General features: G+C 39.3%; 12 protein-coding genes and 1 pseudogene. 6 read left to right on the top strand and 7 right to left on the bottom strand.

Annotation, left to right across the window (positions count from 1 at the left end):
- Positions 1-86: 86 nt before the first annotated feature.
- Positions 87-515, top strand: a complete 429-nt coding sequence (locus tag AC1EK3_RS02540) for a metallopeptidase family protein (RefSeq protein ID WP_004119868.1) — start codon at positions 87-89, stop codon at positions 513-515.
- Positions 516-591: 76 nt separating this feature from the next.
- Here the strand turns inward: AC1EK3_RS02540 and AC1EK3_RS02545 are convergent, their stop codons facing one another.
- Both AC1EK3_RS02545 and AC1EK3_RS02550 read right to left on the bottom strand, forming a co-directional pair.
- The gene (locus tag AC1EK3_RS02545) at positions 592-2,178 is read right to left on the bottom strand and encodes a DUF5719 family protein (RefSeq protein ID WP_480033632.1); all 1,587 of its coding nucleotides are present in this window, start codon (positions 2,176-2,178) and stop codon (positions 592-594) included.
- On the bottom strand, positions 2,165-5,566 hold the full coding sequence (locus AC1EK3_RS02550; protein ID WP_480033631.1) for a glycosyltransferase family 2 protein: 3,402 nt from the start codon (positions 5,564-5,566) through the stop codon (positions 2,165-2,167). Before AC1EK3_RS02550 ends, AC1EK3_RS02545 begins: the two co-directional genes overlap by 14 nt.
- A 321-nt stretch (positions 5,567-5,887) precedes the next feature.
- Between AC1EK3_RS02550 and AC1EK3_RS02555 the strand changes: the two genes are divergently transcribed.
- The 3 genes from AC1EK3_RS02555 (at position 5,888) to AC1EK3_RS02565 (ending at position 10,792) form a co-directional block, all read left to right on the top strand.
- Positions 5,888-7,321 (top strand): LCP family protein, encoded by a 1,434-nt coding sequence (locus AC1EK3_RS02555; protein WP_480033630.1) that lies wholly within the window; start codon positions 5,888-5,890, stop codon positions 7,319-7,321.
- Between the two features lie 113 nt (positions 7,322-7,434).
- Entirely contained in the window at positions 7,435-8,733 is a 1,299-nt protein-coding gene (locus AC1EK3_RS02560; RefSeq protein WP_480033629.1) for an LCP family protein, read from the top strand.
- Between the two features lie 235 nt (positions 8,734-8,968).
- Complete coding sequence (locus AC1EK3_RS02565) at positions 8,969-10,792, top strand: FtsK/SpoIIIE domain-containing protein (protein ID WP_480033628.1); 1,824 nt, start codon at positions 8,969-8,971, stop codon at positions 10,790-10,792.
- A 7-nt stretch (positions 10,793-10,799) separates the two neighbouring features.
- Here the strand turns inward: AC1EK3_RS02565 and AC1EK3_RS02570 are convergent, their stop codons facing one another.
- The 4 genes from AC1EK3_RS02570 to hflX form a co-directional block, all read right to left on the bottom strand.
- Positions 10,800-11,072, bottom strand: coding sequence for a WhiB family transcriptional regulator (locus AC1EK3_RS02570; RefSeq protein ID WP_415683494.1), 273 nt, complete (start codon positions 11,070-11,072; stop codon positions 10,800-10,802).
- 188 nt (positions 11,073-11,260) lie between these two features.
- Positions 11,261-12,745: a sensor histidine kinase gene (locus AC1EK3_RS02575; RefSeq protein WP_119527504.1), complete on the bottom strand. Its 1,485-nt coding sequence runs from the start codon at positions 12,743-12,745 to the stop codon at positions 11,261-11,263.
- A 124-nt stretch (positions 12,746-12,869) separates the two neighbouring features.
- A complete protein-coding gene (locus AC1EK3_RS02580; RefSeq protein ID WP_004107125.1) occupies positions 12,870-13,832 on the bottom strand; it encodes an L-lactate dehydrogenase in 963 nt (320 codons plus the stop codon).
- Positions 13,833-13,975: 143 nt separating this feature from the next.
- Positions 13,976-15,430, bottom strand: a complete 1,455-nt coding sequence (hflX, locus tag AC1EK3_RS02585) for a GTPase HflX (protein WP_050543387.1) — start codon at positions 15,428-15,430, stop codon at positions 13,976-13,978.
- 263 nt (positions 15,431-15,693) lie between these two features.
- On the opposite strand from hflX, the gene AC1EK3_RS02590 reads away from it, so the two are divergent.
- Together AC1EK3_RS02590 and hrpA are read left to right on the top strand one after the other, a co-directional pair.
- Positions 15,694-16,392 (top strand): class I SAM-dependent methyltransferase, encoded by a 699-nt coding sequence (locus AC1EK3_RS02590; RefSeq protein ID WP_480033627.1) that lies wholly within the window; start codon positions 15,694-15,696, stop codon positions 16,390-16,392.
- A 25-nt stretch (positions 16,393-16,417) separates the two neighbouring features.
- A pseudogene (gene hrpA, locus AC1EK3_RS02595) lies at positions 16,418-20,518 on the top strand (ATP-dependent RNA helicase HrpA); the annotation flags it as partial.
- A 180-nt stretch (positions 20,519-20,698) separates the two neighbouring features.
- Here hrpA and AC1EK3_RS02600 read toward each other — a convergent pair.
- Positions 20,699-22,135 carry an MFS transporter gene (locus AC1EK3_RS02600; RefSeq protein WP_415683490.1) on the bottom strand — a complete coding sequence of 479 codons (1,437 nt, stop codon included), beginning with the start codon at positions 22,133-22,135 and terminating at the stop codon, positions 20,699-20,701.
- Between the last annotated feature and the right edge of the window lie 138 nt (positions 22,136-22,273).

Raw genomic sequence — 22,273 nt, forward strand, 5'->3', positions numbered from 1 at the left:
CAGTATTCTATAGTGTGAGCGTATTTCACACACCGCATATTAATTATTTACATATTATTGCCCTAGCCTTCTCGTAAAGTGGAAGCATGACAGGTCTAATTTGGGAAGAACGTCACTATAGAAATAGGCATGGTAGAGGTCTTAGAGCACCAATATTTGGTACTCGCCTTCCACAATATAGAACTGCTAGTGGAATGTTCGATGCCATGGTAGCAGCTCAAATTAGACGCCTTAACAGTGCTTGGCGAGCATTAACTAAAGACGTTCAATTCGCGGTAGAAGATGTACCGCCTTCGCAACCACTGTTATGGGAGCAAAACCGCAGAATACTTTCGCAAGCTTTTCCAGCTAGCCGTGGTATGCAATCTAGAATTGTATTGTATAGGCTTCCGCTATGCACTCATGTAAGCAGCAGAAGTGAACTTCAATATGCTATCAGAGATGAGCTTGTGCAACGCTTAGCAGAACTATACGGTCGCAGACCAGAAGAAATTGATCCAGATTGGGGTCTGTAAACAATTTTTAAATTAATTAAAATTATTAAGTATTTTAATTAATTTATAGTCGCTTATAGCAATATTTTTATTCGTATTATTGCACAATATGATTGTCAGTTTTAACGTATACCTTCATTGCTTGCGGCTCCAAAGATTGCGCAGAAAGCCAAGAAATACCTGCTATACCAGCCTTATCGATTTCATCTTTATGAATACGGGCAGACAAAGAAACTTTGCTATGCGATTTCGCAATAAACATAACTGCATCGTGCGAAATGTCTGAAACAGGAATTCTTAAAGATGCATTCGCAGGAATCGTTACGTTTTTTGTAGCAGCTAATACACCATTTAAATCAAATCCTTGCAAACTCACAGAAGCATCTTTATCGCTTGAAGAAGAAAGGTATAGAACTGTTTCATTAGCAGAAACCGGTGAAACAATTGCGCCACTACCTTGCACGTTAGATGGCGTAATAAAAGCTACATCTGATTGATTGTCTTTGCCATCTTTAGTAATAGACATCATTACTTGAGTAGGAACATCTCCACTTACGCTCAAAGCATTAACATGCTCTGGAACTTTTCCAAGATCAACAACCTGCAGATGGTGTGCTTTTAACGTCAAATTCTTTACTTCTTTAGAACCTGTATCATTCATCCATGAAAGTGTTACATTACCATCTTTATTTGGCCATACATATAACTTAGATTGATCGCCTTCACTAATACCTGAAAGAATATTTGTGTTAGATTGAGTGCTTAATTCATGAATAATATCTACACCTTTTACAGATAAGCCACTCATATGAACAACTTTTACAAATGATGCTATAGATGTCTGCTCGCTTTCAACTTGCACGTATAATCCAGAAGTCTTAGGAGAAGCAGCAGCAAGATCAAAATATGCGTGAGAACGAGCAGGAACAGTAAAAGCACTTCCTGTAGAAAGATTTAACTGATTGTTGCCATGTTCTGCAGACCAAGCTTTAACACGAACAACAGTAGATTTTGAAGCAGCATTAAATGCTTCTAAACGAATAGAAATTCCATCAGCAGATTCTGGAACTAGGAATGTCTGTTTCATAGACGGCATTGAACAGGTAGTTGCAGATAAACCTTTTACGTCACCTTTAGTAGCCCATGAAACCATGGAAGCAGATATTCCAGTGCCAGATCCAACTCGTGACAAATGTCCTTCTAGAACTTGAGCGTCATGATTTACATTATTGTTAGCAATAAAAGCTGACGTATCATCATCAGTTGATTTTGAATTCAACGTAATAGATTGATCATTGTTATCTCGTATGTTACGCAAGCTGGAACTATACACATCCCCAAAAGCACCATAACGAGCAGAAGATTGTAAATCGCCTTCTGATTCGTTATATTCGCTATCACCATATTGAGTCAAATCTGGAAGAGACAATCGAATAGGGCAAATAGTTTGCAAACGAGTAGAACCAACACTACTTACAACGCCACTAGATGGAGTATTAGGATTATCTACAAATTGAGGCATTGGTAAGCATAATGCAACAACACATGCAGAAGCAATAAGTATTATTGCACTAAAGATAGCAAGTGAGACAATACTGACTATTTTGTTCTTGCGATTAATATCTACATCTGCATTTACTTCACCATGCTTAGAGCCCTCATGAGGATTTTTATGCCAGCTCATCTAATTCCTCCTCATGCCTGTCATCTGAACGCTCTATCATTGCATGTCTGCCAAATCGAGGCACAGCAACAATACAGTACAGCAGTAATACCATAGAAGAAACAATAATCCAAGGAACTCTCCATGCAAGAGGCCTAGATCGATAATACGGAGATGTAGAAGACAACGACTTAGAATCAGGCACACCATCAAATCTGCAATAAGTTCCTTGCGGTGATGAGACAACCAATTGTGTACCGTCAGAAGCGTTAACGTGTGCAATTAATTGTTCAGTAGCTTCTTTGTTAACATTACTTACAGTTCGTACAGAAGGATGTAACAATTGTTGTATTGACATAGAAGTTTTATGAGGAACCTGCTTATCTTCTGGACTATTAACGATATAAATACCGCCAATTCCAAGTTGCTTTAACGTTGAGATTGCGCCATTATCTGCATGAGATAACAATTGTGCTGATGCGCGATATATTGCTTTATTGCTTGACGAATCGCCAAACATTACTTGTCTAACACGAAGAGCTGGAGATTCGTCTATTGCATCCCCTTTAGATGTTCGCATAATAGAAATTGACAAATCATGACTACTTTGAGCTCTTAAAGCAAGTATTCGTCGAGTATCGTCTTTTCGCAAATAATCAGAAACAACCATAGGAAGCTCATTGTTATTTGCGCAAATAGACGTAGCCGGTCCGCTCAATACAGCAAAAAGACCCAAAAGAACAGCCATAGTCAACATACCACTTGCAAGACCAGCGCGTGCTATGCGAATTATGTGCTGCAACAATCGTGCAGCAGAGCGGCGCATTGCAGCACGCCTATCTGCACGAGTTTTATAGTTTTCGAAAGTTTTAGATTCAGATTCCTTCGAAGCACGTAGTGGCTCAAAGCGACGAACAGCTTGACCAGCAACCATGCACATACAAGATAAAATGCCAACAGCAGATAATGCAACTCCAGGCAAAACGCTTGCAGCAACAGGTCCTGAAACATCGGATGCAACTACAATACGAGCAGAAACAAGAGATAGCAACATTCCGGAAATAATCACAACCCACATCATTCGAGAAACTCGCAAAGCAAAAGGCAAAGTTAATGACGCAACAGCCATAACAACAGCTAGAATTGCAAAAATTACCATTATTATTGTTCTCAAGCTCATCAATGGCATATTAATTTCGACATTAGGAGAAGACATATTAAAAGCGTGCAACAAAACATCAGCGTAATCACTTACGCGTGGAGCACCTTGCACACTTCTAAACGGCAAAGCCATACTAGAGAACAATTGGCGCCACATTCCAGATTCACCATATCTAATAGCACTTCCTATTGTAGGAAGCAAAACAATTATCGATGGTATAGGCATAAGCGCAAACATAATGCGATGAGAACGCACCATAATAAACGATGCAATAAAAATAACAATAAGAGGAAAAACAAGCTGCGGTTCTGCAGCTACTGGAACCATAAAGCATAATGCTGCGCATGCTGCACATTGAGTAGATTTAACAGGACGCACAGGATCTTCTGTTACGTACATTCCAACTGCATGGAATGCAAAAGCAAATGCCGCAGGCAAAAATGTCATAGTCATTAACATTGGCAAATCACCGCGCGCAAACAAGCCAAAAGCAATAGCAATCATAGTCCAGCAAATACCAGCGCATACGCGTACAGTATCCGAACGCGTAAATACGCCAGCAAGAGCCCAAAAACTTAAGCACATAGCTGGAGCAGCTAAGAAGAACATTAATGTAACAGCCAACAACGGGTTAGCACCAACTACAGTTGATGCGATTGCCCAAATACTTAGCCATGGCGCTGGAGGAATTGCAGGTCCAAAACCATCATCAGGAACCCATGCGCCAATAGCAGACTTCCATAACTGATTGAAATCCGCACCAGTTGGTAACCATTGCTGCGCATTCCAAGAAGCGCCACTTAAAATTTCACGCCATGGAGAGCCATATAAATTCAATATGACTGCAAAAAGAAGAAGAGACGCAAGAATAACAGCACTCCACCTACGCAACACTCGAATATGTAAATGCCGCTTCGCTAGAGGACTTAACAACACGAAATGCTGTTGAGCTTGGAAAGCAGAACTACGATCACGCCAACGTGCAACTTGATGACGATCTGCGATAAGAGGAACAAGTCGCTTTAATGAAACACGCGTATTCCTTGCAACCCTTCTGCGAACAAAAACCGCTCTAGGCAATTGCATAATAGCAAGCCATGGCAAAAGCAAACGAATCCACGCTATATAAGGATGTTTAGCAAACAGCGAGTGCAAAGCACCAACCAAACAAGCAGGCAAACTAAGAATCCATATAAGAGGCCACAAAAAAATACTAATATCAGTGTATTTGTAACGCTGCTTAGCTACGAGTGAAGATGCTACACCATACTTAGATCCTGAACTATTATGATTTCTAGCATCACCGTTACGGGTACGGATACCTTCTAACCTTGCACGCCTGTGTGCGATACGAGCTGAAGGAACTACAACAACACGACCTCCGGATAAGCATACTCTACGACAAAAATCTCTTGATTCACCAAAAGTTGTCATCCATGGTTGCGTACCGCGTAAAGTTTGCCATGCAGTTAATGTAACTAAAGCACCTGCTAACGATACTGCATATACATCTCCACGACCGTCATACTGTTCTTGATCTGGCTCGCCGTCAACAGTAAGAGTATGAACACCGTGTCGCCAAGCATACATTCCAACGTTGTGCAAGATATTTCCTTGCCAATCAACTTGTTTAGCTCCCAATACTGAAGCAGTCGGAGTATTTCGCCAAGTTTCACGCAAATATTCTAAGCAACTAGAGTCTGCAGGGCGAGAATCATCATGCAAAAGCCATAATGCAGAAACTCCTGCACAAGGCAAAATCTTGCGCAAAGACTTTTCTATTGCATCTCCAAAAGAATGAGCAGAAGAAATAGGAATAATAATTATACGTACAGATTTATTTTCACTATTGTTTACACAAGTATTATTTACGCTATTAGTATTTGGTTTATATTTTGAATCGCTGTCAATTGCATTATTGGAATCGATATTATTAGCATTCTGCAATAATGATTTTCTAGTATTAATTGCTCCAGTAAGCATAGATGAATCAATTTTTACTTGTAAATTCGTTTGCATAGTCTGCTTTACTCGACTAGCACAATCGACTATTACTAAAGTTCCAGGAAGAATTGATTGGCTTAGTACTGCATGTAATGTATCAGCATAAAAACGAGTATCTCGCTCCACACACATCATTGCCATAATAGACGAATCTACATCATGAGGATGCGCATCTTTCGCAGATGACAGCACCTGTAAAACTTCGTCTTCAAATGTAAGATTATGAGCGGTTATCGAATCCATACTTACCAGTTTACGCAGGGGGTATGTATCCACCAAAACACAAGTCGTAATTCTAAATAAATTTATACATATTTTATTAATATTTTTGCTCATATTAACCAGTACGTTTCATATAAATTTAATTAGAATATTTGCGTAAACTTATTAACATTTTCATTAAAAAATCAAATAACATTCAACACAACCGAACGCAATAAATCTCACTGCCGTGTGCTATAATTGCGCGTTATATGTGCCCATTGAATATTGGTTTATTCGATGGAAAAAGAAACGATATTGCCACAACCTAAAAGGTTCCTCATTATTGAGAAAGAGGGTACGATGACAACTTCACGGTATCATGAAGACATGCGGTACCAACCAAGCGAAGATTGGAATTCAACTCCTCACCATAGTCTTGGTTATAGAATGATTAACCGCACGCGCAAGATACTGTGCATGTTTGTTATTTCAGTACTTACATTCTTTTCAACAATAATAGCAGCAGTATGGTTAGATTTTTCTTCTGCTGTAAGCAGCAGAGTTGTAAGCGTTATATCTAAAGATCCAGAAGCTAATCAAGCACTTGATATAAATGCAGGAAAACCAGTAACTTTTCTTGTTTTAGGTCAAGATTCTCGTGATGGAAACAATCAAAGCTTCACACACGACGGCGAAACTGGTGATCATCAATCAGATACTACTATGGTAGTTCAAATTAGCGCAGATAGATCATACATGAATATTGTTTCTATTCCACGAGATTCTATGGTAGACGCACCAGCATGTGACACTACAAAAGGACGTATTCCTGCAAGAAAACATGTGATGTTTAATTCAATCTTCGCCTTAGGATATGCACAAGGCGGAGATTTAGCTTCAGCAGCATCATGCTCCTTAAAAGCGGTTAATTCACTTACCGGTTTAAATATTCATCATTTTATAGTCGCTGATTTTAGCGGATTAAGCAATATGATTGATGCAGTTGGCGGCGTATCATTATGCATACCAGCAGCAACTCGCGATACTTATACAGGCGTGAATTTCAAGCAAGGAATGCAGCATCTTAACGGTCGACTTGCTACTCAATACGCTAGAATGCGCCACGATACTGCAAGCGATGGTTCTGACATAATGCGAACAACAAGACAGCAATACTTGATTAAACAGCTTTTACATCAAGCAATGTCTAAAAACTTATTCACTCAAACAAGCGAGCTTTACCAGCTTGCAAAAGCATCGTTAGGATCATTAAATATAAGTGAAGGCTTGGCAAATCCTACCACTTTAGTCGGTTTGGCATTAAGCATGCGTAAATTAGATTCTTCACATATTTACGCGCGTACTACTCCTGTTATTCCAGACCCTTATGATTCAAATCGTGTTGTGTGGTCCGACGAAGCAGACGATATTTGGGATTTAATGCGCGAGAATAAACCGTTATCGCTAAATCATAAAACTAACGGAGCTAACAAAAATAATGCCAATAATTCGTCTAAAAATGCGAACAATCAAGACAATGAAGACGCAGATGACGATAGCGATATAAGCGAAAATAACAAGCTTAATAAAACTACAAATCCAAAGAAAATGGAACATGTTGATCCAAAAACAGGATTAATAAAAAATTCTCAAGGTCAATTTATTGATCCAAATACTGGAGGAATTGTGGATCCTGAAAATGGAACTATTCACAATCCACAAACAGGACAATACGTTGGTTTTGCAGACAAGTATGCAAACAATGTACTTTGCGCTGTGCCTAGAAAAAAGTAGACAATTAAGCAAGATGTAATATATGAGTATATAATGTACGAGCATAAGACTTGTATATTATATACTCATAGTCATTGAAGATATATGACGCATATGCTTATTTTGGAGGATGCATGAATTCGCGACTGTATGAGGACCCTTCTGAAGATAATCTAAACCCACCTATCTTCACTCCTTCTCATAATAACGATTCATCTAACTCAAACGTGCCTCCTAGTTTCACTCCAAAACGCGCGCAAAAAGACAAAACAAATCCTAATCAACTTCCATCACAAGCTCCATCTTTTGCACCTACATCTCGAAGAACAAGAATCTTAAAAAGTCCAGAACAATTTTCTTCTAGACCTGTTTCTTACGCATCGCAATTGCGAGAAAGACAAACACCGCGCACAAGTTCTATTTCACAAATGCGTATTCCAACAACTATAAATAATGTAGTTGGGAGCGCAGCAAAAGTACTACCACACAAACCGCGTAGAATTTTACATGCATTTATTGCAATCTTTATTGTTCTAGCAGTAGCTGCAACCGGTTTTGGAGTATACTCATGGAACTGGATTGACTCAAGAATTAACCGCACTACTTGGCTTACTAATACTCCTAGCACTCAAGGTAAAGCATGGCTTATTCTTGGCTCCGATCAAAGAGAAGGCGAAGAGGCTAAAGAGATAACAGGATTTAGAACAGATACTATTCTTGTATTGACAAAGCCGAGCAATGGTCACAGTTCTCTAATTTCTATTCCTCGAGATTCTCTTGTTTCTTTAAATGGCGAACAAGTAAAAATTAATAGCGTTGCGCAAGCAGCTGGAAATAAAGCATTAACAGCAACAATAGAAAAAATTACAGGTCATCGCATTGACCATGTTGCAGAAATACGTTTTGGCGGTCTTACTAATGTTGTTAATGCTATAGACGGCATTGATTTATGCTACAACCGTACAGTAAGCGATAAGTTTAGCGGGTTAAATTGGACTTCTGGATGCCATCACGTTGATGGGAATACAGCGTTAGCATTTTCGCGAATGCGATACGCAGATCCAGAATCTGATTTTGGACGAGCTGCACGTCAACGAATGGTCATTGCAGCTATTATGAAAAAAGCTTTAGACCACAATACATTATTGAATTTTGGAAAAGTAAAAAAGCTAGCTGAAACGGGACTTGCTTCAGTTATTTTTGACGAGAAAACCAATCCAGGAACATTATGGGAAATGGCTCAAGCATTCAAAGAAGCAACTGGGCCGTCAGGAATATCTGGAACAGTATATTGGACGAATCCTGATTATCAAGTTCCAGGAGTTGGTTCATCCGTGCTTCTCGATGATGCTAAAAACTTAGATTTATTCAACCAACTTGCATCAGGCACTCATAAACCTGGATCAGTTGGAACTCTTGCGGAGCAACAATAATTTCGAAGTATTGTTGTATAAACAACACTTCAATTAGATACAATAACTTAGAAAGTACTAAACTCGTATCTTTTAACCACAATCTTGCATAAGTATTGCACAAAAATCAAAAATATTGTCTCATACATTTATGAGTAACAAATCTAATACAGGAATGTCTACAACTAAAGTACTTATGCATGTACAGATGGCAGCGAGTATAGTTCCCATATTCGCTCACATAGCATTGGCTATAATGGCATGGATGCAAAATAATTGGATGATGCTAACCATGATTATTCCAAGCATTATGATGTATATAGCAAGTCTTATTCCACAAATTTTTCAATACATGTCTGAGAAAAATTCTGTTCAAAGTGTTCAACAAGATCAGCAAATTCAATTATTAAACACTACGCAATCGTCAAATAACTTAACTTATAATCAACAAACTGTAGAAAGTTTGCCAGATGCTATCACACCAATAAGTTTAGAAACATTACTTATGAGAAGAAATGCAATTTCTAATACGCAACATCACTGGAAAGAAGTATTGCAAATATGGTTAAAAAATGCAGGAACATACGATACAAAAAACAAATCTAATAGTATGAAGGAAAATCTAAATACAAATATTTATAACTACTTGCCTAATTCAAAAACTAAACACCTTATAGCTCCACTTGGAATAAGCAATAATGGATACTGCTATTTAGATTTAATTAACAATGGACCACATGCTTTAGTTGCTGGAACAACTGGTTCTGGTAAATCAGTACTTCTTACGACTTGGTGTTTAGCTTTGGCTTTTCAATACGGCCCACAGCAGCTACGGTTTGTTTTTATGGATTTTAAAGGAGGAGCAACTTTTGACATACTATCTAAACTCCCACATGCTATGGGAAACGTAGGAGATTTAAATCTTAAACACGCAATACGCGCTCTAAAAGGTCTCGAACTAGAACTAGATAGACGAGAAAGACTAGTAGCTCATCATGGGTGTAATAATATTGCACAAGTAACTCCAGCTGAGCCTTCATTGCTTATTGTTATTGACGAATTTCATGCTTTAAAAGATCAACTCCCCGACTACATGCCTCGTCTTATACGAATTGCATCAGTAGGCAGATCTTTGGGAATGCATATTATTGCTGGAACTCAAAATCCACTCGCGCAAGTAAGCGCAGATATGAAAGCTAATATTTCTATTAATATTTGCTTGAGAGTTAGAGACGGAATGCAATCGCAAGAATTATTAGGAACAGCGCATGCAGCTAGAATAAGCCCAAATACGCCAGGAGCTGCATATTACAATATTGGAGAAGGAGTAGCATCTTTGCGATGTGCTCAAAGCAGCAATCCTGCACATTTAGTACGAGCAATACAGTTAGCTGGTAGATTCTGCCATCATGATAATTCTCCAGAATTATTTAGCAAACCATTGCCGTCGATTCTTTCATCAAAACAACTTGCAGAGTATTCAAAGAATTACAAATACAAAAATTCGGAGCAAAAAACATCTCAAAGCTTACGTACTCAAGAATTTAATACTAAGAATATTATTATTGGTTTGCAAGACGATACCATACACTTATACCCTGCTCTATTACCAATTCACCTTGGGAATATAGCTGTTATTGGGAGTAGAAAACAAGGCAAAACAACAATATTAAAAATAATTTCTAAAACTTTAAACCTGCCAATATATTCAGGAAAATTACTATGCGAACAAAACATTAATAACATTTACAACGAAAATACGCCAATCATTATTGACGATGCGGATGAATTGCTTGATCCGCTAAATACGAGACAAAATGCTATTGCTTTTCAAAAAAGATTAAATAGTAAACAATGCCCAGTTATTATGAGCACTAGCACTTCTCGCTACTTACGTTTACCTGAGCAAGCGCCAGTGAGGATAATATTTCCAACAGGAGATATTGGCACAGATACAATGCTTGGAATACCTTCTGCTTTATCTAAAAGTTTTGATATTGAAGACTATCAACTTCCAGGACGATGTGTTTTAATCACTCCAGGATCAGCAAGTTTAACTCAAATAGTGCACCTAGAATAAAATTTATTCATAGTGACGCATCTTGACTTTTACGTGCGCGCATTGCTCTACGCTTTAGAGTTCTACGCTCATCCTCGCTTAATCCTCCCCACACACCGTAATCTTGGTTAGTTTCTAATGCGCATTTTAAGCACTCTGTTGCAACATCACATGAGCGACATACTGCTTTTGCTTCTTCAAGCTGTTGAACTGCTGTACCAGCACTTCCAAGAGGAAAGAACAGTTCAGGATCTTTGTCACTACATGCTGCTGTTGTGCGCCAATCAAACGAGTTGTTCATGAATTATTATCCTCATTTCTTACCTACAACGGTGAGCTTTAGAAGTTCCCCTGAATGTAAGGAAATCATGAAAAGAAAGTTTTTTCAAGGCATTTTGCATCTTTATTAGTAATTTTAATTTTTCCTATACTTTTACACTAAATGTATAGCATTTAATGCATGCTGGAAAAACAATTTTTTACGTAAAGCTACTCAATACCAGATACGCGCAATTTAATGTCTAACACTACCCTAGTTCCACCCTCTCTTCGAGGAGACCAACGAACTGTGCCACCAAAATCGTTAGTGACAAATGTGTTTATGATTTGCGTTCCAAGGCCAGACCCAGATGGTTTAGCCATTCCATGAGAAGACTCGCTATCTATGCCATCTCCATCATCTTCAACAACAATATTAAGATTGTCTCCGCCTCTACCAACTGCAATACGAATATGACCTTTTTCACGACCTTCAAAACCATGTTCAACTGCATTCGTCACTAGCTCAGTTAAAACAAGAGATAATGGTGTAGCATCCTGAGCTGCTAATCTGCCAAATTTTCCAACAAAATCAATATCAATATTTTGATTTTGAGATGCCAACTCAATTGACATCTTCAACAAACTCGAAATAACTTTGTCAAAATCAACAATTTCGTCAGCAGTTTGACTCAAGCCTTCATGAACTAGTGCTATAGTTTGCACACGACGTTGAGCTTCTTCAAGTTCTTTTCTAACTTCAATAGATTTTGTTTTACGAGCTTGCAAACGCAAAAGAGCAGAAACAGCCTGTAAATTGTTTTTTACGCGATGATGTATTTCAGAAATAGTGGCATTCTTAGTGCGCAATTCTTGCTCGCGTCGCAAAACTTCAGTAACATCACGGCATAACACTACAGCTCCAACACGATTATTTGGCCCCCACAGAGGTAAGGAGCGCATGGAAACTATAGAATGGTTCGCTTCAAGTTCGCAATCCACATCAGCTTTTCCAGTTAATACAAGAGGTAAACTCTCAGGAACATTGTCGTTTGTATGCAACAACCTAGTGCCAAATTCGCTTAAATATTCACCTTGCATAGTATTTAATCCACCGAGTCTGCGGAAACAACTAATGGCATTAGGTGAAGCATAACGAACTATTCCATCGTCTTCTAGCACAATAAAACCATCGGACACTCGAGCATTATGTCGCTGATTTAACACAGATTCACGATATGGGAATTGTTCACGAGGAATCATGTCAAATAAAGTTTTACCAGCATTGATACTTTCGGTTTCATAACGACCGTTAGATTCACGCGTTGCCAAATTAGTTTCGCGCATAACCAATCCGATGGTTTTACCCCTATGACGAACTGGAGCGTAAACGTAGCATACAGTAGCTCTACCAATAGAACGTAAAGTTGAAGAGTGGAAACTTGTCTCAGATTTCATTGCCTCATTAAGCTCAGGCACTAAAGAATCATCTAATTTTTTACCTAACAAATCATCAGTACGCAAAGTAATAGCTGTTGAAGGACGACATTGTTCAGCAACAACATAATCACCGTCACCATTTTGAATAATCAGCAGCAAATCTGCGAAACTCAAATCTGCAATAACCTGCCAATCTGCCACCAAATGGTGAAGCCACTCACGATCACTGTCATTAAAATCAGGACGAGTAGCAAGAATGTTAGAAAAATCAGCCATAATGTAATAATATATCGAACTCACAGAAAATTCTGCGATGCATGTTGTTGTTTTGGACAAGAAAACCGCTCCTCCTCAATTAAGAGAAGAAGCGGTTTAATAATTTATAAATTACTCTTTAAAACTAGAAGCCAAACTTAGCAGCAGTTTCGCGCAAAGTTTCAGCAGAACGCTTCAAAGCAGCCAACTCACGATCAGAAACTGGAGTGTTCAGACGAGAGTTGACACCATTGCGGTTCAACAATGTTGGCACAGACATGCACACATCAGAAATGCCGTGGAAGTCATCGAGCAAAGAAGACACTGGAAGAATGCGGTTAGTGTCGCGAAGAACAGCCTCAACAATATCTACACCAGACATAGCAATAGCGTAGTTTGTTGCACCCTTACCGTTGATAATCTTGTAAGCAGCGTTAACAACTTCCTGATGGATTTCTTCGCGCTTAGCAGCATCAAGTGGCTCATGACCTGGAAGAGCGTTCCAATCGCACATTGGGACACCACCAATGGTTGCAGAAGCCCACAGAGGAACTTCAGAGTCACCGTGTTCGCCAGCAATGTATGCGTGAACGTTCTTAACATTAACGCCAGTGTGCTGAGCGATCAAGAAACGAAGACGAGCGGAATCAAGGTTGGTACCAGAACCAAACATTTGGTTTGCTGGAAGACCAGAAAGCTTCATAGAAACGTGCGTAACAACATCAACAGGATTAGTAATCAACATGTAAATTGCGTTAGGAGCAACCTTCACAACGTTTGGAATGATTGACTTCATGATGTTGATAGTGGCTCCTGCAAGCTCCAAACGAGTCTGACCTGGCTTCTGGCGAGCGCCAGCAGTAATCACAACCATGTCAGCGTCACGGCAAATTTCCACATCGTCAGAACCGGCAATAGAAACTGCAGGATAGAAGCTAGAACCATGCTGCATATCCAAAACTTCAGCTTCAACACGTTCCTTAGCAATATCTTCAAGCACAATCTCACGCGCAACACCACGCTGAGCAGCAGCGAAAGCGAGAGTAGATCCGACTGCGCCGGCACCAATAATTGCAAGCTTAGTTGGCTTAACCTGCGAACTCACCATGAGCAAAAACCTCTTTTCAACAACCTATCACACCCTTATAAGCACACAAAATAACACGATTTATGCATTACTAAGGGCTGCTCTCACATTAAGAGCTTTTGGTATGAACACCTTTACTCTAATCGCACCACCGGAATTTATTATTACAATGCTACTTTCATAAGTTTTGCAGCTAACGATGGTCCAACCCAAGCAATAAGTTCAACCCCAGAATCTACATATTCTGCTTTTTCAACTACACCATTTTCACGAACTTTTGATAATAATCCACCAAACTCGTACGGCAAAGTTACATCTACACGAACACGAGGAGACGGTAACAATTCTTCTAAACGATTTCGCAATATTTGTAAATTTTCGCCACTAAATGCAGAAACAATAACAGCATCAGGATAAAGAGAAGAAAAACGTTCTCGCGCAGCATCACTCATCATGTCTGATTTATTCAATGCCATAATTTGAGGTATATCTTCTACACCAGAAATATTAGCGAGAACTTCGTTTACTGCATTAATTTGCGAAATAGGATCTGGATGCGAACCGTCGACTACGTGCAAAATAACGTCTGCTTGTCCAACTTCTTCCAAAGTGGATTTAAATGCTTCAACTAATTGAGTTGGAAGTCTGCGAACAAAACCAACAGTATCTACCAAAGTATAGCTTCTACCATCTTGAGTTTGAGAACGACGTACTGCAGTATCAAGAGTTGCAAACAGTGCATTTTCTACTAATTCTTGTGAACCAGTAAGACGATTGATAATAGACGACTTGCCAGCATTTGTATATCCAACAACAGCTACAGTTGGAATATCTTGTCGTCTACGAGAACCGCGTTTTACATCGCGCGCAGGTGCCATATTTGCAATATCGTGGCGAAGTTTAGAAATACGATTTCGAATAGCTCGACGATCCATTTCGATTTTAGTTTCGCCAGGACCTCTAGAACCAATACCAGCATCTCCTGCAGCTCTACCACCAGCCTGCCTAGAAAGAGCAGCACCCCAGCCTCTTAATCTAGGTAACATATATTGCAATTGAGCAAGCTCAACTTGAGCTTTACCTTCACGGCTTGTAGCGTGCTGAGCAAAAATATCCAAAATAACAGCAGTGCGATCGACAACCTTAACTTTGGTTGCATCTTCTAAAGCTCTACGCTGGCTAGGAGGTAAATCATCGTCAACAATAATCGTATCTGCATCATGTTGAGCAACTACTGCTGCAAGCTCACGCGCTTTACCTGAACCAACATAAGTTGCAGCATCTGGCCTATATCTTTGTTGCAACATGCCATCACAAACAACAGCACCAGCAGTCTGTGCCAACGCTGCAAGCTCACGCAACGATTCTTCAGCTTGAGCAAGAGTTCCTTTTGCGCTAGACCACACTCCTACTAGCACAACGCGCTCAAGACGAAGCTTTCTATACTCAACCTCGGTAACATCTTGTAATTCGCCAAGACCAGCTACACGCTTTAAAGCATTACGAGATTCACGCTCCTGCCAAGCTTCATCATGCTTTTCACTGTCAGAAGTAGTGTCTAGAAGCACATCCGAATGAGCATAAAGCACTGCATTATTGGTGAGATTATGCTCATTCATATTAGTAGAATCATTTTCGAAGGAGGAAAAATCGTTTGAATTAAGCACATCATCTCGCCCGGATGTCACATTACTATCCACCAACTGTCCCTCCTCTATTTCATTGTAAATAGCGTTTTACAACGTTTGTCTTATTATGGTGACTTGAGACGACAATATATGAACACAATATGTATGTATGATATGTAAATAAAGATACAATAGTAAAAGTATATTAATAAATTTAAATTTATAGGCTAAATACGGTATTTTTGAGCGAGATCATGGAAAGTCATAAACAATTTAAACAATACGATAAAACCAAATCACCAAAATCAGAAAAAACGCAAAAAATCAGTGGCGAACAATACTTTTCTGCAACACCATCATCTTGCGATGAGCGAAGAACATTACATGTAACTTTGAGAAATCATGAAACTGTTATACAAGTCTCAAACGGAGTATTTAGCGCTTCTAAGCTTGATCTAGGCACGTCTGTTTTGTTAAAACATGCTCCAAAACCACCGGAAAATGGCAAATTCCTTGATATTGGATGCGGATGGGGTCCTATAAGCATTGGAATGGGCTTAGAATCTCCAGAAGCTGAGATTGTAGCTGTAGATGTAAATGAGCGAGCACTAGAGCTTACTGAACTAAACGCAAAAAACGCTGGCTTAAAGCATATTCGCACTTCTTTAGTAGATGACGCTTTAAAAGAAAATAATACTTTGGAATTTAATAATTTTGATCTCATATGGTCCAATCCCCCAATTCGCGTTGGAAAAGAAATGCTGCACGACATTTTGATGACTTGGATTCCGCGTTTAAAAGTAGGAGGAGCAGCTTACTTAGTTGTGCAAAAAAATCTTGGCTCAGACTCACTTATTCCTTGGCTTGCTGAAAATCTTGGCGAAAACTACAACGTTGAAAAATATGCAAGCTCTAAAGGATACCGAATTATAGAAGTAATAAAAAGTAAGTAAGTACTAAAAGCGAAAATCTACGAAAAGAAATAAATACACTATGAAATTCGACTACCCTGTTGAGCTTCCTATTTGCGCAGCACACGACGAAATAATAGAAGCAATTAAGTCTTCACAAGTCGTGATTGTTTCCGGACAAACCGGCTCCGGTAAAACTACGCAAATCCCAAAAATGGCGCTTGAGCTTGGAAGAGGCGGAAGAGGTAAGCAAATCGTACACACTCAGCCTCGCCGTTTAGCTGCGCGCACTGTTGCTGAGCGAATCGCAAGCGAAATGGAAGTAAAACTGGGTGAAGAAATCGGCTACCAAGTGCGATTTACCGACGAAAGTTCACCTAAAACGAAGCTTCGAATTGTTACTGACGGTATTTTACTTGCGCAAATTCAGCGAGATCCTCTACTTACTAAATACGACACGATTATTATTGACGAAGCTCACGAACGCAGTCTTAACATTGACTTTTTGCTAGGGTATTTAACAACTTTACTTCCGCAAAGACGCGATTTGAAGCTGATTATTACTTCGGCAACAATAGATTCTGCAAAATTCCGTGAACATTTCGAACAAGCTTTACACATAAAAGTTCCTGTTATTGAAGTTTCTGGACGCACGTACCCTGTTCGAGTGCTTTATGAGCCTCTTGGCTCCGCACCTTCACTTATGCGACACGTCCCAGGCTTTGCAGACATAACAATGGATGAGGAAACTGTTGCAGAAAGCCAATCTAACGAAAGTAATCGAGACGATATTACAGATGAAGATATGACATCTGCAGTAACTCGCGCATGTGCTCAATTAGTGATTCATTCAAGCCACGAGCAAGGAGCGCGAGACATTATGGTTTTCGCTTCCGGCGAGCGCGATATTCGAGAGTTTGAAGCAGGATTACGCTCATATTTTGGCAATCGAGCAAGTGATATGAAGCGAACGGATGCTATTGAGATAGTGCCGCTTTTTGCGCGTCTTTCTGCAAAAGATCAGCATCGCGTATTTGAACATCACTCTCATCAACGCATTGTTATTGCTACAAACGTTGCTGAAACTTCGCTCACTGTTCCTGGGATTCGATACGTTGTCGATCCTGGCTTTGCGAGAATTAGCAGATATTCTAAGTCTGCAAAAGTGCAAAGGCTTCCTATAGAGCCGATTTCTCAAGCGAGCGCAGATCAGCGTTCTGGACGATGCGGACGAATCGCGGACGGAATTGCCATTAGACTTTACTCGCGAGAAGATTACGAAACTCGCCCTCGTTTTACCGATCCCGAGATTCTTCGCACTTCGCTTGGAGCAGTTGTGTTGCACATGCTTTCAGTAGGCGTTGCTAAAACTGGCGAAGATATTACGAATTTCGGTTTTATTGACCCTCCTGATATGAAAGCAGTAAGCGACGGTTTTAATGAGCTTAACGAGCTTGGAGCAATAAGCAGAAAATCAGGTTTCATTACTTTAACTCATATTGGACGCGAGCTTTCTAAATTGCCTATTGACATTCGTTTAGGACGCATGATTGTTCAAGCAGCTCGTAAAACCACTCCGAATACTCTTGCTGCTGTGCTGGTAATTGTTGCGTTTTTGAGTTTGCAAGATCCTCGCGAGCGCCCTGAAGAGCAGCGTGAAGAAGCAGATAGACTTCATAATCGTTATGCTGATGAAACAAGCGATTTCTTAACTGCTTTAAATATTTGGGATTATATTTTCCAAGCAGACGGGAATATGAGCAATAATGCTCTTCGTAAACTTTGCAAAGCGGAATTCTTCCACTTTTTGCGTTTAAAACAGTGGAAAGATTTAGTTAATCAACTTCAAGACTTGTGTAAAGAATTACATTATAAAGTTGGCGAGCCTATTCCATCTAAAAGAGTATCTTTGGAAATTCGTCAACTTCCTAATAATCAGCAGGCTGCTCACAGCTTGTGCTGTTCTTGGGATTCGCAAGGCATACACTCATCGATGCTTGCAGGCTTGCTTTCTATGTTGGGAATGCAAGTAGTGCGTGAACCGAAAGCTTCAGATTTTGCTAATTTGCACGGATTAGCAAAAATTCGCGCTATGAAACGCGCTCAAAAAATGGCTAAAAATGACTATCAAGGCGCACGCGGAGGAAGATTCGCAATATTCCCAGCTTCAGCTGTTTCTAAAACAACTCCTTCATGGGTTATGTGTACGCAATTAGTTGAAACTTCTAGACTTTGGGCAAGATATTGCGCGCAAATCGATCCTGCTTGGGCTGAGCCTCTTGCTAAAAATCTTACTAGAATCACGTATTCTGACGCTCATTGGAGCGCTTCTAAAGGTGCTGCTGTAGCAAAATCTAAAGTATTACTATACGGATTGCCTATTGTTCAAGATCGCACGGTTCAATGGTCTAGAGTTAATCCTTACGAAGCTCGAATGATTATGATTCGTCAAGGCTTAGTTGAAGCAGACGTGCAACAACGTTTTGCACACGATGAGTTTATTTTAAATAATCACAATGTGCTTGAAGATGCAGATAATCAAGCAAATCGCACTCGTCAAATAAGCGAAACTGTAAATGACGAAGATTTATTTACTTTTTATGACACTCGCATTCCTCAAGAAGCAACTACTATTGCAGCTCTTGCAAAATGGTGGAAAGATAACCGCGAAGAAGATCCACACAAGTTAGACTTTAATCCCGATGAAGTTGAACGTTTACAAACTACACAAAGCACTGATTTAGCTGATTATCCTGACCATTGGAATACAGTTGGTACAGACGGTCAAATTATAAGGTTGCGCTTAAGTTATGTGTATGATCCGGCTAATCCTTTGGACGGCGTAACTGTGCATGTGCCGCTTTACATACTTTCGCGTTTAACTCCTGAAGAATTTACTTGGAATGTTCCAGGTTTGCTTGATGAGCTTATTATTGGCATGATTAAATCTTTGCCTAAAGCTCTACGAGTACAGTTTGTTCCAGCTCCTGACACTGCTCAAAAAATTCGCGCTTGGATTGACGAACATTACGACGAGCTTCCTGGTGTTGAAGAAGCGGAAAGCAATATAAAAAGCGAATGGCAAGATTTTAGAGAAGTTTTCACTAAAGCTGCAATTTGTGTAGTTGGCGCGCAAATACATCCTGAAGTTTTCGACGACGAGCAAATAAGCAGACTTTCGCCATACTTGCGCATGACGTTTAGTGTTGAAGAGAGAAAAACTAACGAAAGTCGCAATAAACCTGCAGGTCGTAACAAATACTCTAATCGCGTAAAACCTACTATTCTTGGAACCGACAAATCATTAATTGCATTGCAACAGCGTTTTGCAAAAGAAGCACAAGAATCTGCAAGAGAAGTTGTAAATATCAAAGCAAATAAAGCAGCACAAGCTGGTCATGTAATTGAACGAGCAGATTTATTACACAAATCTGGTGCCACAAACCTTTCACGCGCACAAATGGTTTGGCAAAGCGCATTGAATATGCTGCATTTAGACAATAAGCGTATTACTTCTCGATGGCTTGGTTCTGAAGCTTTAATGCTCGCAGCTGCACCTTATTCAACTTCTAACGCTTTAGCAGAAGACTTGCAAATGGCTGCAATAAAACGACTAATTGCGAACACGGATAATATTACTGACGACAATTTATTACGCGAAACTGTTGCAAACGTATCTGAAATATACGAGGACACAGTATACGATATAACGCACGATGTAATCGCAATATTGAAGCGTGATGCAGAAGTTAGTAAAGCTGTTTCCGGCAAGGCTGATTTGCCTTTGCTTTCAGTGTTGCAATCAATACGCGAACACACTGCAAGTCTTGTATACGAAGGGTTTATTGCCAAAACTCCATCCGATTCTCTACCTCGTATTGAACGCTACCTGCATGCAGACGTGATTCGTCTTACCAAAGCTAAAGCAGATAAAAACCGCGACGTGCGGTGGGCATGGCAGGCAGATGAAGCACATAAACTTGTAGTAAAAGCTCAAGAAGACGCTCAAAAAATCCCAGCAGGACCAGCTCATGACGAGTCGCAAATAATCGCTGAGAAATTACGTTGGATGTGCGAAGAATTCTATGTGTCTCTTTGGGCGCAAGAATTGGGAACTGCATATCCGATTAGCATACAACGCATGAGAAAGATAATTGACGGAAAGTAAAAGCTGTTTCGCATATATGCATATACTTTTCTTAGCGCTTGCAATATTGTAAACAATATTGCTCATAATGTTGCAAGCAAACTTTATGAGCAACATTGTTAAGCTATTGCCAATTACAATTCTATTGCTTTTGCTTTTGGTTTTGCTTTTTGCCTTTACTATTAACTTTTGGTTTTGTTCTTAATCTTCGTCTACTTCGATTGCATTGCTTTCTTTAGTAATAAAGTTTCTGAATGTAAATACGATAATTCCTAATAATGCAACAGCAGCACACATAAGAGATATGTTTGCAAATCCAGACGAAATACCAGAAGCACCAGTTATAGAATCTCCATTCAACATGTTTTTATCTAATATTCCGTCAAAAATTACTACACCAACAGACGCAGAAACACTAATAGCTAGATCATTCATTCCGCATCCTCTGCCAGATTCTTCAACTGGAAGAGACGAAAGAATTGTTGAAGCAAGTGGAGAATACACCATTCCACAACCTGCATAATAAACGCATGCACATAAAGCTATAGCCAAGAACCCAGAATTTATTAATACTGCAATACCAATCCATCCACAAAGTATAAACAATATTGCTAATAATAAACTTGTTTTCCTTCCTATACGACTAATTATTAAGCCTGAGCATGAACCGAATATTGCAGCAACAATAAAAGCCCAAACTAAATAAGAAGCCACTTGTGAAGTAGTCATGTTATATAAAGTTTTTCCAACTCTATTGAACAGTGGGCTTATGCAATAATTTGTGAAGTATATTATGCCCATCAAAATTATGCCAGAAAGCCAACGAATATTTTTAAAGAAAGCTGGCGTAACAAACGGCTCTTTAGCTTTACTAATGTAAATACCAAAAATTATAAACAATATAATTGCTGAAATAAGCATCAACAAGTTTCCGTATGAAATGAACAATGTAAGAGACGCAACAGCAACTCCAAAGACTGTAAAACCAACAACATCAATTTTTTTACCGTTGCCATTTTTTGTTGGCAAATAATGCAATAATGACGGCAATATTAGAATAGTTAATGCTGGAATTAAGAATAAATATTGCCAAGCAATAGAGCTTAACAATCCTGCTGAAAACACTCCAATACATGCAGAAAGCTGATATGATGCTGTAAATAATCCAAAGAAGATAACTTTCAAATCATTTCGCAAATATTTTGTTGCAATTACTAAGAATGATGAGCCTGCTACTTGTTCACCAGTTGTTTGCATAATACGGGCAGCAATAACTGTCCACAAATTTGGCTCAAAACAAGAATTAGCTACAAATCCAAAAACTGAGCCTATAAACAAAGATGTTAATCCAATAGTTACTAGCTTTTTTAATGACACAAAGTCACCTAAAGAACCGTAAATAAAGCATACAATTCCTAAAATAATTCCAGGTAAACCTGTTATAAGAGGCGCTTGATCAACAGCTTTCACATCTATACCAACTTGTTTATAAACAAGATTGAAACCTTGCAAGCACAACGTGCTAATAACAAATGTAATAAGCAGTAGTATTAACGCACGAACAGCAACCTTATCTCGCATTTCTGGGTCATCATAAGGATCCACAGAAGAACAATCAATTCGTTTAGTCCCAATCATCACCGTCTTACTCCCCTGCCACAGCCTAATAATTCCAACATTTATACAGAAAACTACTGCAAATAAATCAATCTGCCATAACAATCTAAGTTAATCACAACAAATTCTTCGCGCGTAGCTACTCAATCGGATAATTCT

The sequence above is a fragment of the Gardnerella sp. C0026F2 genome, from assembly GCF_056590715.1.

Excerpts from the sequence above, each read along its gene's own strand:
- AC1EK3_RS02560 (WP_480033629.1), top strand. The coding sequence starts at position 7,435 with ATGAATTCGCGACTGTATGAGGACCCTTCTGAAGATAATCTAAACCCA.
- AC1EK3_RS02580 (WP_004107125.1), bottom strand. The coding sequence starts at position 13,832 with ATGGTGAGTTCGCAGGTTAAGCCAACTAAGCTTGCAATTATTGGTGCC.
- AC1EK3_RS02555 (WP_480033630.1), top strand. The coding sequence starts at position 5,888 with ATGACAACTTCACGGTATCATGAAGACATGCGGTACCAACCAAGCGAA.
- AC1EK3_RS02550 (WP_480033631.1), bottom strand. The coding sequence starts at position 5,566 with ATGGATTCGATAACCGCTCATAATCTTACATTTGAAGACGAAGTTTTA.
- hflX (WP_050543387.1), bottom strand. The coding sequence starts at position 15,430 with ATGAATGAGCATAATCTCACCAATAATGCAGTGCTTTATGCTCATTCG.
- AC1EK3_RS02570 (WP_415683494.1), bottom strand. The coding sequence starts at position 11,072 with ATGAACAACTCGTTTGATTGGCGCACAACAGCAGCATGTAGTGACAAA.
- AC1EK3_RS02540 (WP_004119868.1), top strand. The coding sequence starts at position 87 with ATGACAGGTCTAATTTGGGAAGAACGTCACTATAGAAATAGGCATGGT.
- AC1EK3_RS02590 (WP_480033627.1), top strand. The coding sequence starts at position 15,694 with ATGGAAAGTCATAAACAATTTAAACAATACGATAAAACCAAATCACCA.
- AC1EK3_RS02600 (WP_415683490.1), bottom strand. The coding sequence starts at position 22,135 with ATGATTGGGACTAAACGAATTGATTGTTCTTCTGTGGATCCTTATGAT.
- AC1EK3_RS02565 (WP_480033628.1), top strand. The coding sequence starts at position 8,969 with ATGGCATGGATGCAAAATAATTGGATGATGCTAACCATGATTATTCCA.
- AC1EK3_RS02575 (WP_119527504.1), bottom strand. The coding sequence starts at position 12,745 with ATGGCTGATTTTTCTAACATTCTTGCTACTCGTCCTGATTTTAATGAC.
- AC1EK3_RS02545 (WP_480033632.1), bottom strand. The coding sequence starts at position 2,178 with ATGAGCTGGCATAAAAATCCTCATGAGGGCTCTAAGCATGGTGAAGTA.